The sequence below is a fragment of the Kitasatospora sp. NPDC088160 genome, from assembly GCF_044741445.1.
GTDB lineage: Bacteria > Actinomycetota > Actinomycetes > Streptomycetales > Streptomycetaceae > Kitasatospora.
The window spans coordinates 507,083-519,461 of sequence record NZ_JBIUSS010000002.1 but is presented as its reverse complement, the minus strand read 5'-3'; the positions used below and the strand labels follow the sequence as shown (position 1 = coordinate 519,461).

The following is a 12,379-nucleotide window of genomic DNA, read 5'->3' as shown; positions in this document are numbered from 1 at the left end:
CGAAGGGGCGGACGGGCGGACGGGCAGCGGTCAGGCGCGGTGGCGCAGCTCCAGCGTGCAGCACTTGACGCTGCCGCCGCCCTTGAGCAGCTCGGACAGGTCGACGCCGATCGGCTCGAAGCCGCGCTCCCGCAGCTTGTCGGCGAGGCCGGTGGCCGCCTCCGGCAGGAACACGTGCAGGCCGTCGCTGACCGCGTTGAGGCCGAACACGGCGGCGTCGCCGGCGTCGGCCAGCACCGCGTCCGGGAACAGCCGGCGCAGCACCTCGCGGCTGCCCGCGGAGAAGGCCTCCGGGTTGTACATGATCTCGTCGCCGTCCAGGACGGCCAGCGCGGTGTCCAGGTGGTAGTAGCGCGGGTCGATCAGCTCCAGGCCGATCACCGGGCGCCCGAAGAACTCCTGGGCCTCGGCGTGGCCGGCCGGCGTGCTGCGGAAGCCCCGCCCGGCGAGCACGTACTCGGCGGTGACCAGGAAGTCGCCCTCGCCCTCGTTGACGTGCTCCGGGTCGTGCAGCTCGGGGTAGCCGTTGGCGCGGAACCACTCCAGGTAGGCGGGGCCCTCGGCGGCGCGTTCGGCGTTGCGGAAGCGGGCGCCGAGCACCTTGCCGTCCACCACGGTGGCGCCGTTGGCGGCGTAGACCATGTCGGGCAGGCCCGGGATCGGGTCGATCAGGTCGACCCGGTGGCCGAGCTCCTGGTAGAGCGCGTACAGCCGCTCCCACTGCGCCACGGCGAGCCCGGTGTCGACCGGCTTCGCCGGGTCCATCCACGGGTTGATCGCGTAGGTGACCTCGAAGTGGCTGGGGCGGCACATCAGGTAGTGCCGGGGCCGGGCCGTGCGCTCGGCGGGGCGCGGGGTGACAGCGTTCATCGGTGACTCCTCGTGAGGGCTTCGGACAACGGGCGGTGCCGCTGCGGTCCGGACGGGCGGCAATCGGGTGCCTGCGGGGCTCCGGGGCCGGCTCGCCGGCGGCGCGGCCGGGCGTGGGGGAAACCCAGGCGCGCCGCACTCGTTCCTGCGGGCCGGCCCCGCGCCCGTCTCTGACATGCTGTCAGTTCACTTGCGGGGGACGGAAGATCCTTAAGCCAGGGCGGAACAGCCCTGATGGACCGGCCGATCGCGCTCAGTCGACGCGGGCGTCCATCGCCTCGGCCAGGCTGCGCGGACGCAGGTCGGTCCAGTTCTTCTCGACGTAGTCCAGGCAGGCCTGCCGGGATTCCTCGCCGAACACGCTGCGCCAACCGGCGGGCACGTCGACGAAGGCGGGCCAGAGCGCGTGCTGGTTCTCCTCGTTCGCCAGGACCAGGAACGCGCCCTGCTCGTCGTCGAAGGGGTTGGTGCTGCTCATCGAGCCCTCACTTCATGGTTGTGGTCGTGCACGTGGGCAAGGTCGTTCAACTCGTCGGCCGGCTCGTCGTCGAGCTCGCCGTCGACCTCGTCGTTCGACTCGTTGTTCAACTCGTCACAGAACTCGGTGACCCGCCGTCGGAAGGCGGCCACCACCCGCCGGGCGGTCGGCTCGTCGCAGCCGTCCAGCGCGTGTACCAGGGCGCACTCCAGCCCGCCGGGTGCGCCGTCCGCGGTCCGCCGCTCCACCAGTTGGAGCAGCAGGTCGACGGCGGTGCGGGCTACCGGGACGGGCCGCTCGGCGACCGTCACGGCGTCGGCCCACCGCCCGCCGTCGGCCGGTTCGGCCCGCACCAGATGGGAGAGCGCCACCCCGAACAGCGGCTGGCGGCCCGCCTGCCGGGCCGGGTTGACCAGTTCCACCACCCGGTCGAACGGCAGGTCCTGATGGGCGTGGGCGGCCAGCAGCCGCTCCCGGACCCGCCCGACCAGGGTGCGGGCCGTCGGGGCGCCGGAGGTGTCGACCCGCAGCACCACGGTGTTGACCAGGCAGCCGACCACGCCGTCCAGCACCTCGTCGTCCCGGCCGGCCAGCGGCACTCCGATCGGGAGGTCGTGCCCCGCGCCGAGGTCGCCCAGCGCGGCCGCGAACGCCGCCTGCACCACCATCCCGGTGCCGGCCGAACAGGCCCGGGCGGCAGCCGCCAGCCGGCGGTGCTCCCGCAGGTCCAGGGCGAAGCGGACGGTGCCGGCCGCGCCCGGCCCGGCGCCCGGGGCGCCGGTGGCGTCCGGCAGGCCCCGCCACGGCGGCAGGGCGGCCAACGCGCCCTTCCAGTAGGCGGCCTGCCGGGCGGCCGGGCTCTCCGGGCGGTCCTCGTCGCCGAGCCGCCGCCGCAGCCACAGGGCGTGGTCGGCGTACTGGACGGCGGGCGACGGCCAGCGCGGCGCCCCGCCGGCCGCCCGGGCCCGGTAGGCGGACCGCAGGTCGGCCAGCAGCGGTTCGAGCGCGTGCCCGTCCACCGTCGCGTGGTGCAGCACCAGCAGCAGGGTGTGCCGGTCGGGGCCGCTGCGCAGCAGGGCGGTGCGCAGCGGCGGTTCGGTCAACAGGTCGAAGCCGCGGTCGAGTTCGGCGGCGATCCAGGCGTCCAGCCGCTCCGGCGGGACGTCGAGGAAGCGGGGCGCGGCGGACGGGACGGCGACGAGGAAGGCCTCGGCGAGGTCGGCGTCGGCGGGCGGGGCGCCGGGCGGGGCATCGGCGGGCGCGAGGATGCGCTGCTCGGGGCCGTCCGGGCCGTACGGCAGGACGGTCCGCAGGGCCTCGTGCCGGGCCACCAGGTCGCCGAGGGCGGCCCGCAGCGCGGCGGGGTCGAGCCCGCCGGTGAGGTCGAGGGCCAGGGTGGTGAGGTAGTCCGGGCGGTGCTCGCCCAGGTAGTTGGCCGTCCACAGGCGCAGTTGGGCGGGGGCGAGCGGCAGCCGGTCGGGCCGGGCCGTCCGGTCGCCGAGCGCCGGGGCGCTGCCGCCGCTGCCGCCGGTACGGGCGGCGCGGTCGAGCCGGTGGTCCAGCCCGGCCACCGTGGGCGCGTCGAACAGCTCGCCGAGCGGCACGTCGACCCCCAGGGTGGACCGGATCCGCCCGGCCAGCCGCATCGCGGCGATCGAGTTGCCGCCGAGCGCGAAGAAGTCGTCCTCCGGCGCGACCGCCGGCACCCGCAGCACCTCCGCGAACAGCGCCGCCAGGACCTCCCGGCGGGGCGAGCGGGTCGGCCCCGGGGCCGACCGCTGCGGCGGGCCCAGGGCGGTCGTGTCGACCTTGCCGTTGGCGTCCAGCGGCAGCGCGTCGACCGGGACGAGCACGGCGGGCACCAGGTGGCGCGGCAGCCGCCCGGCGAGCCGGCGGCGCAGTTCGCCGGCGGCCACCGGCCGGTCGGCGACCACGTACCCGACCAGCGAGCGGCCCGCCGGGCCCGCCCCGTGCGGCACCACCCGGGCGGCGGTGACCTCCGGCTCGGCGCACAGCGCGGCCTCGATCTCGCCCGGCTCGATCCGGAACCCGTTGATCTTCACCTGCCGGTCCGCGCGCCCCAGGAAGTGCAGCCGGCCCTCGGTGTCCCACCGGCCCAGGTCCCCGGTGCGGTACAGCCGGCCGCCCGGCGGGCCGTACGGGTCGGCGACGAAGCGCTCGGCCGTCCGGGCCGGGGCGCCGTGGTAGCCCGCGGCCAGGCCCTCGCCGCCCAGGTGGATCTCGCCGGGGACGCCCGGCGGCACCGGGCGCAGCGCGGCGTCCAGCAGCAGCACCCTCGTCCCCGCGAGCGGGCGGCCGATCGGGACGGCCTCGCCCTCGCGGACCGGGCCCGCCGGGACTTCGTGGCCCAGGGCGAAGGTCGTGCTCTCCACCGGCCCGTACAGGTCCAGCAGCCGCTGCCCGGGCGCGGCCCGCCGGGCCCGGGCGAGCGCCGCCGGGGGGACGACGTCGCCGCCGGTGCAGATCAGGCGCAACCGGGCCAGGGCCGCCGGGACCTGCTCGGTCAGCAGGTCGAACAGGCCCGCCGTCAGCCAGGCCGCGGTGGCACCGCCGCGCTCGACGGCCCGGGCGTAGTCCGCCGGGGTCAGCTCTCCCGGCGGGGCCACCACCACCTGACGGCCGGTCAGCAGCGGCATGAGCAGCTCGTACACCATGGCGTCCCAGGCGTGCGGCGAGTGGAACAGCACCCGGTCGTGGTCGGGGCCGTGCCACAGCGGGTCGTCGGCCAGGGCGAGGATGTTGCGGTGGGTGACCGCCACGCCCTTGGGGCGGCCGGTCGAGCCCGAGGTGTACAGCAACTGGGCGACCTGCCCGGGCGGCACCTCCACGCCGGGGTTGCCCGCGCTCCCGCCCGCCCGCCGGACCGCCGCCAACACCTGGGCGTCCAGCAGCAGTTCGGTGCCCGCCTCGGCGGCGAGCGCGCGCAGCCGCTCGGCCGGGAACCCCGGGTGCAGCGGGACGCAGACGGCGCCGAGCTTGGCCAGCGCCAGCATCGCCACCGGCACCTCCGGGCTGCGCGGCAGCCGTACGGCGACCCGGGTGCCGGGCCGCACCCCGAGGCCGGCCAGGTGGTGGGCCAGCCGGTTGGCGTCGGCGTTGAGCGCGCCGTACGTGGTGGTGGCGGTACCCGTGGCGTTCGCGGTGGCGCCGTCGACGTGGCGCAGGGCGATCCGCTCCGGGTGGTCGGCCGCCAGCCGCTCGAACCGCGCGCCCACCGACACCGGTTCGGCGTCGGCCGCCGGGCCGGTGCCCCAGGCCCGCAGCCCCGCCCGCTGGACGGGCGGCAGCAGGTCGACCCGGCCGGTGGTCAGCGCGTCCGCGCCAGAGCCGGCCAGGGCGGCGCAGGCGGCCGTCAGCAAGGTGCGCAGCCGGTCCGCGTCGAGGTACCGGTCCAGTTCGGCGGGCCGCAGCTGGAGCCGCACGTCCAGGCCGCCCCGGCGCGGCAGCACCACCAGCGAGAGCGGGTAGTGGGTGCCGTCGAACGGTTCGACGGCACCGATCCGCAGGCCCGGCGCGGGCTCGACGAACCCGGCCTCGTCCAGCGGGTAGTTCTCGAACACCAGTGAGCTGTCGAAGAGCCGCCCGGCACCGGCGGCCTCCTCCACCTCGGTGAGGCCCAGGTGCTCGTGGTCCAGCAACGCGGTGCGCTCCCGCTGGAGCCGGGCGGCGAGCTCGCGCAGCGGCTCGCCCGGGTGCAGCCGGGCCCGGACCGGCACGGTGTTGATCAGCAGGCCCACGAGCCGGTCCGCCTCCGGCAGTTCGGCCGGGCGCTGGGCGACGGTGGTGCCGAACAGGACGTCGTCGCGGCCGGTGAGGTGGGAGAGCACCAGCGCCCACGCCGTCGTCACCAGGGAGCCGAGGGTCACCTCCCACTGCGCGGCGCGCGCCCGCAGCCCGGCGGTGAGCCCGGCGGGCAGGGTGAAGACGCTCGTCGACGGGCCGTCGTCGGCGCCCTCGCCGCCGGCCGGCGCGGGCCGGCCGACCCGGGTGGGCTCGGCCCCGGCGAGGGCGACGCGCCAGGCGCCGCGCGCGGCCGCGTCGTCGCGCCCGGCCAGCCAGTCGAGGTAGCGGCGGTAGGACGGCGCCGGGGGCAGGTCGACGCCCTGGTGCAGCGCGAGCAGCTCGCGCAGCACGATCGGCACCGACCAGCCGTCCAGCAGCAGGTGGTGGTGGGTGAAGACGAGCCGCCACCGGTCGGCGGCCAGCCGCAGCAGGGTGAACCGGATCAGCGGCGGGGTGTCGACCGAGAACGGCCGGCGGTCCTCCGCCACGAGCCGCCGGGCGTCGGCGGACTGCTCCCCCTCCGCCCGCCCGGTGAGGTCCACGGTGCGCCAGGGCAGCGTCACCTCGACCGGCACGACCTGCCGCGGCGGGCCGGACTCGCCGCTGGTGAAGGCCCCGGCGAGCTGCGGATGGCGCGCGAGCAGCCGCCGGGCGGCGTCCTGGAGCCGCTCCGGGTCGATCGCGCCGGTGAGGTCGAGGACGAGCTGCACGAGGTACGGGTCGCGGCGGCCGTCGTGGGCGGCGTAGCGGGAGTGGAACAGCAGTCCGGCCTGGAGCGGCGTGGCGGGCAGCAGGACGGCGGCCTCGGCGGGCGCTTCGACGGGCGCCTCGGCGGGCGCTTCGGGCTGGGCGGCGGCTGCGGGCCCCCCGGCCCGGGGCGGGCCGACGGACGACAGGGTAGTGAGGGCCTGCTCCCAGCGGGCGGCGAGTTCGGCCACCGCGTCGGCGGCCAGCACGCCGGCCGGCCAGGCCCATTCGACCCGCAGCCGCGGGCCGTCCGGGCCGGTCTCCACGAAGGCGTCGACCGAGAGGGTGTGGGCGAGCGGCAGGGTGGGGTCGGCCTCGCCCCGCAGGGTGCCGGGGACGGGCTGCCAGGGGCCGCGTCGGGTGGTGTCGAAGCGGCCCAGGTAGTTGAAGGCGATCGGGGCCGGGCGGTGGGGCAGCGTGCCGGACCGCTGGAGCAGCCCGTACGTCAGGCCCCGGTGGGGGGTGGCGCGCAGGCGCCGCCGCGCGGCCGCGACGGCGCGGGCCAGTTCGTCGGCGGGGGCGAGGTCGTCGACGCGGGCTGGGTCGTCAGCGCGGGCCGCTCCCCCGGTGTCGGGTCCGGCCGGGCCGGTGTCCAGCAGGACGGGGTGGATGACCGTGAACCAGCCCAGCGTCCGGGAGAGGTCGAGGCCGTCGAGGGCCGCGAGTTCCGGGTCGCGGCCGTGGCCCTCGACGTCCACCAGGAGCGGGCCGTCGGCGCCGCGGGCGCGCCAGCCGCGCAGGGCGGCGGCGAGCGCACCGAGGAGGATCTCCGGTACGGCGGCGCCGAGTCGGTCGGGCAGGTCGGTCAGCAGGGCGGCGGTCGGGCCGCCGCCCAGGGTGGTGCGCAGGGTCGCGGCCCCGGCCACGGTGTCCCGGGTGCGGTCCAGCGGCCGGGTACCGATGGTCCCGGTGCCGGCGGTCAGCAGGCCGTGCCAGTGGTCGCGGTCGGCGGCGACCGCCGGGTCGGCCTCGGCGGCCCGCAGCGCGCGGGCCCAGTCGGCGGCCGTGACGGGGACGGCGGCGAGGTCGGCCGGGTGGCCGTCGGCGGCGGCCCGGTGGGCCCGGGCGAGGTCGTCGAGCAGGATCCGCCAGGAGACGCCGTCGACGGCGAGGTGGTGGATCACCATCAGCAGCAGGCCGCCCTGGTCGCCGTCGAACCAGACCGCCCGCAGCAGTTCGCCCCGGTAGGGGTCGAGGCGGCGGCGGGCGTCGTGCCGCTGTTCCGCGACGAGTTCCAGCAGAGCGGGCGCCGGGTCGCGGCCGGGGGCGGTGGCCAGGCCCTCGCGGGCGAGGTCGATCCGGTGCAGCAGCGGGGCCGCCGGGACGGTCCCGGCGGACCGGATCTCGAAGGCGAGCGGCTCGCCCGGGGCCCCGGTCAGGCGGGTCCGCAGCGCGTCGTGGTGGTCGACGAGCTGCTGGAGGGCGGCGCTCAGGGTGTGTTCGGTGGCGCCGGGCGGCACCTCGCACAGCAGGGACTGGGCGTAGCCGTGGATCGGTCCGCCGCGGGCCGCCAGCCAGTCCGCGATCGGGGTGGGCGGCAGCACCCCGCCCGGGGGCGCGGGCACCGCCGGGCGGGCGGCCGGGGCACGGACACCGTCCGGGACGACGGCCGCGGCGGCCGCGAGGGCGCGCGGGGTCTGGTGGGTGAACACGTCCTTCGGCGTGATCAGCACGCCCGCCGACCGGGCCCGGGTGGCCAGTTGGATCGCCAGGATGCTGTCCCCGCCGAGCCGGAAGAACCCCTCCGACGGCCCGGGCCGCGACCGGCCGAGGACGCTGCCGAACAGGGTCCGCAACTGCTCCTCGGCGGGCGAGCCGCCCTCCGGGCGGGTGACAGGCTGCGGGCGGGCGGCGACGGACGCCGGGAGCGGGCGGCCGGCCGGGCCCGGGGTGTCGGACAGGTCGAGGGTGCCGGGCAGGTCGAGGCTGCCGGGCAGGTCGAGGGGGCCAAGGGTGTCGACGGGTGCCGCCGGGTCGGCCAGGGCGGCCGCCAGCAGGCGGCCGAGGCCCTGCGCCAGGCGGTCGGCGGTCTCGGGACGGAAGTGGCCGGTGCTGTACTCCAGGACGCCGCGCACCGTGCCGTCCGGCTGTTCGGCGAACTCGAAGAGCAGCGGGAACTTGGCCATCACCCGCTCGAATCGGTGCGGTGCGCCGGACAGTCCGGGCAGGGTGAGCGCGGGTCGGCGTCCGCCGTGCAGGGTGATCATCACCTGGAACAGCGGGTGGCGGCCGAGTTCCCGGTCGGGTGCGAGGGCGTCCACCACCCGGTCGAAGGGCGCCTGGTCGTGGGCGAAGGCGGTGAGGTCGGCGTGCCGGACGCGGTCGACGAGCTCCGCGAAGCCCGGGCGGCCCGAGAGGTCGGTGCGCAGGGCGAGCGGCTGGGCGAAGTAGCCGACCAGGTCGTCCAGGGCCGGGTCGGCGCGGCCGGCGGTGACCGTGCCGAGGACGAGGTCGGCGCCCGCTCCGGAGCGGGCCAGCAGGCAGGCGACGGCCGCGTGCAGCACCATGAACAGGGTGGCTCCCCGGCCGGCCGCCAATTCGGCCGCTGCGGCGACCAGTTCGGCGTCCCACTGGAACTCGGCGGCGGCCCCGCGCAGGGCCGCGCCGGGCGGCGGCTCATGGTCCACCGGCAGCGCGGTGCGCTCCGGCGCGCCGTGCAAGGTCTGACGCCAGTGCGCCAGTTCGGTGGCCAGCGGGCTGTCGGGCTCGTCGGCCGGGCCGAGTTCCCGACCCTGCCAGAGAGTGAAGTCGGCGTACTGGAGCGGCAGTCGGGGCCACTCGGGGGCCCGGCCGCGGGCCCGGGCGGCGTAGCCGACGGCGAGGTCGCGGGTCAGCGGGCCCAGCGACTGCTCGTCGGCGGTGATGTGGTGCAGGACGATCAGCAGCAGGTGGGTGCCGGGCCCGGCGGTGAACACCACCAGCCGCCAGGGCAGGCCCTGTTCGAGGTCGAAGGGCCGGTGGACCTCCTCGTGCACCGCCGCGTCCAGGCCGGCGGGGTCCAGCTGCCGGACGGTCAGCGGGAGGGGCGGGTCGTCGAGGATCCGCTGGTACGGCTGCCCGTCGGTGGCCGGGAACACGGTGCGCAGGCTCTCGTGCCGCTGCTGGACGTCGCCGGCGGCGGCCCGTAGCGCGGCCAGGTCGAGCGGCCCGGTCAGCCGGGCGGCGAGCGGGATGTGGTAGGTCGACGCCTGCTCGCCGAGCCGGTGCAGGAACCACAGGCCGCGCTGGGCGTGGGAGAGCGGGATGCGCTCCGGCCGGGGGCCGGCCTGCGGGCGCTGCGGGAGTTCCCGGCCGGCCGCCGCCTCACCCCTGCGGGCGGCGCCACGGGCGCCGATCCGGGCGGCCAGGCCGGCCACGGTGGGGGTCGCGAAGACGTCCCGGATGGTCAGTCCGGCGGACAGCTCGGCGGGCAGCTCGGCCCGGGCACGGACCACCAGCCGGTTCGCCGAGAGGGAGTCGCCGCCGAGGGCGAAGAAGCTCTCGTCCGCGCCGAAGCTCTCGGCCCCGAGGAGTTCGCCGAACAGCCGGTGCAGCCGGGTCTCGTGCTCGCCGCTGGGCGCCCGGCCCCGGCCGTCCGCCGCCCTGGCCTCCAGGGCCCGCAGCCGGTGCTCGTCGAGCTTGCCGTTGGCGGTCAGCGGGAAGGCCTCGACGGCGACGAAGGCCGCGGGCACCAGGTGGTCCGGGAGCGACGCGCGGGCGTGGTCGGCGGCCGCGCGGACGGCCTCCTCGGTGCCGAGCAGGTAGGCGGTCAGCGCCTTGTGCCCGGGCTCCCGTTCGGTGGCGAGGACGGCGGCGCCGGAGATGCCGGGCAGCGCGGCGAGCACGGCCTCGATCTCCCCCGGCTCGATGCGGTAGCCGCGGATCTTCACCTGCCGGTCGGTGCGGCCGAGGTGTTCGAGTTCGCCGTCGGGGCGGCGGCGGGCGCGGTCCCCGCTGCGGTACATCCGGCTGCCGGGCGGGCCGTACGGGTCGGCGGTGAAGCGGGCGGCGGTCAGCGCGGGGCGGCCGAGGTAGCCGCGGGCCAGGCCGGGGCCGGCCACGTACAGCTCGCCGGGCAGGCCGTCGGGCACCGGCCGCAGGGCGGCGTCCAGCAGGTACGCCCGCAGGTCGGGCAGCGGGCGGCCGATGGTGGCGGCGCCCGAGGCCACGGCGGCGGCGTCGAGGTCGCCGGCCGTGACGTGCACGGTGGTCTCGGTGATGCCGTACATGTTGACGAGCCGGGGCGCGTCCTGCGGGTGCCGCAGGTACCAGTCCGCGAGCCGCCAGGGTTCGAGCTGCTCACCGCCGAAGATGACGTACCGCAGGGCGAGCCGGGCGCTCGGGCCGGGGTGGGCGGCGTCGGCGGCGGCCAGCTGGGTGAACGCCGAGGGGGTCTGGTTGAGCACCGTGACGCGCTCGTCGGCGAGCAGGCGCAGGAACTCCTCGGGCGAGCGGGCGGTGTCCCGGGGGACGACGACCAGGCGGCCGCCGTGCAGCAGGGCTCCCCACAGCTCCCAGACCGAGAAGTCGAAGGCGTAGGAGTGGAACAGGGTCCAGGTGTCGTCCGGTCCGAAGCCGAACCGGTCGGCGGTGGTGGCGAGCAGCCGGGTGACGTTGCGGTGGGTGACCAGGACGCCCTTGGGGCGGCCGGTGGAACCGGAGGTGTGGATGACGTAGGCGACACCGTCCGGGCCGGGGCGCTGCGGCCGCGTCCGGTCGGCGGGCTCGTCCGCGCCGTCGACGGGCAGGGTCTCGACGCCGTCGGGCAGCGCCGCCCGGGCGGAGTCGTCCGTCACCACGAGCCGGGGCGCGGCGTCCTCGATGGTCGCGCGCAGCCGCTCGACCGGGTAGTCCGGATCCAGCGGCAGGTAGCCGGCGCCGGCCTTCTGGACGCCGAGCAGCGCGACCACCAGGTCCGGCGAGCGGGGCAGGGCGACGCCCACCAGGTCGCCGCGGCGCACGCCCCGGGCGGCGAGCCGGCGGGCCAACCGGTCGGCGCGCAGGTCGAGTTCGCGGTAGGTGAGGACGGTTTCCCCCAGCACCACGGCCGGTGCCCGCGGGCGGGTGGCGGCCTGCTGCTCGAACAGCGAGACCAGGGTGTCGCCGTCCTGGCCGGTCCGGTCCGGTGCCGGCGCGGGGGCGGGCCGCGGCGCGGGCAGGGCGACGGCGCTGCCGGTGCGCAGCCGGCCGACCGGGAGCCCCTCGGGGGCTTCGGCCAGCGCCGTCACGAGGTCGAGCACCCGGTCCAGGTGGGCCCGGACGGTGTCCTCGGGGTAGTCGCCGACCGCGTCGGCGAACACCGGCAGGGTGGCGCGGCCGTTGTCGTAGACGCCGAGCGCGAAGTCCTCGGGCAGGCCCGGCGAGACCTCGTGCACGGTGGCCGGGATCCCGCCGAACCGCAGGCCCAGGTCGAGCGGCAGCAGGTTCAGGGTGGGGCCGATCAGCGGCCGGTCGCCCCGGGCGGCGGCGGTGTCGCGGAGCAGGTCCTCGAAGCGGTACCGCTGGCGGCGCAGCGCGGCCCGGACCCGGTCCGCCGTGGCTGCCACCAGGCCGCCGACGGTGGCGGCCGGGTCGACGGCGAGCCGCAGCGGGACGACGTTCGCCGTCATGCCGAGGGCCCGCCGGGCCAGCGCGGCGTCCCGGCCACGGACGCCGAGGCCGATCACCGCCGTGCCCTCGCCGGTGTCGGCGTGCAGCGCGACGGCGAGCGCGGCCGGGAACAGCGCCGTCCAGCCCGCGCCGGCGCGCTCGCGGACAGCGGCCCAGCGTTCGGCGGACAGCTCCGTCCGGACGGCGACCGGCGGGCGCGGGCCCGAGCCGGTCGGGGCGCTGCGCCCGCCCGCGAGGCGGGGCGGGTCGCCGAGGCCGGCCGACTCCTCGGCCCAGAACGCGGCGTCGGTGCGGAACCGGGCGGAGGAGCGGTAGGCGGCGTCGTCGTCCAGCAGGGCCTGGAGCGGGTCGTGCACGCCGGTGGAGGGCGGCTCGCCCGCGTGCAGCGCCGTGTACTCGGCCGCCACCCGGCGCATCAGCCCGGCCCCGCCCACGCCGTCGCACAGGATGTGGTGGATCCGGAGGTACCAGAGGTACTCCGCCTCGCCGGTCCGCAGCAGGAAGTGGTCGAAGGGCGGGCGGGCGGTCAGGTCGTAGGGGTGGGCGAGTTCGGCGGCGAGGAACGCGCGGGCGGCGGCGGCCGGGTCCTCGTGGTGGCGCAGGTCCTGCCGGTGCAGCGGCCAGTCGGCGGCGTCCTCGATGATCTGGACGGCGCCGTCGGCGGTCGGCTCGAAGCGCGCCCGCAGGCTCTCGCTGCCGGCCACCACGCCCCGCAGCGCGCGTTCGAACAGCTCCTCGTCGATCGCGCCATGGAACTGGACGTACTGGCCGGCGGTGAACCGCCGCCGGGTGGGGTCGGCCTCGTGGCCGAACCAGATTCCCGACTGCGGGGCCGTGAGCGGCCGTCGTCGGGCGGGCGTGGCGGGCGTGGCGGGCATGGCGGACATCCGG

3 protein-coding genes are annotated in these 12,379 nt (G+C 77.6%); all 3 read right to left on the bottom strand.

All coding sequences use genetic code 11. The features are described from left to right. Positions 1-30: 30 nt before the first annotated feature. Positions 31-870, bottom strand: a complete 840-nt coding sequence (gene ddaH / locus ACIOGZ_RS04685) for a dimethylargininase (protein ID WP_363585092.1) — start codon at positions 868-870, stop codon at positions 31-33. Positions 871-1,123: 253 nt separating this feature from the next. Beyond that, positions 1,124-1,348, bottom strand: coding sequence for an MbtH family protein (locus ACIOGZ_RS04680; RefSeq protein WP_063349723.1), 225 nt, complete (start codon positions 1,346-1,348; stop codon positions 1,124-1,126). Next, complete coding sequence (locus tag ACIOGZ_RS04675; RefSeq protein WP_400984837.1) at positions 1,345-12,375, bottom strand: amino acid adenylation domain-containing protein; 11,031 nt, start codon at positions 12,373-12,375, stop codon at positions 1,345-1,347. Before ACIOGZ_RS04675 ends, ACIOGZ_RS04680 begins: the two co-directional genes overlap by 4 nt. Positions 12,376-12,379 lie beyond the last annotated feature (4 nt).

Bases quoted from the DNA above. Each gene is read 5' to 3' on its own strand.
- ACIOGZ_RS04675 (WP_400984837.1), bottom strand. From the start codon at position 12,375: ATGTCCGCCATGCCCGCCACGCCCGCCACGCCCGCCCGACGACGGCCG.
- ACIOGZ_RS04680 (WP_063349723.1), bottom strand. From the start codon at position 1,348: ATGAGCAGCACCAACCCCTTCGACGACGAGCAGGGCGCGTTCCTGGTC.
- ddaH (WP_363585092.1), bottom strand. From the start codon at position 870: ATGAACGCTGTCACCCCGCGCCCCGCCGAGCGCACGGCCCGGCCCCGG.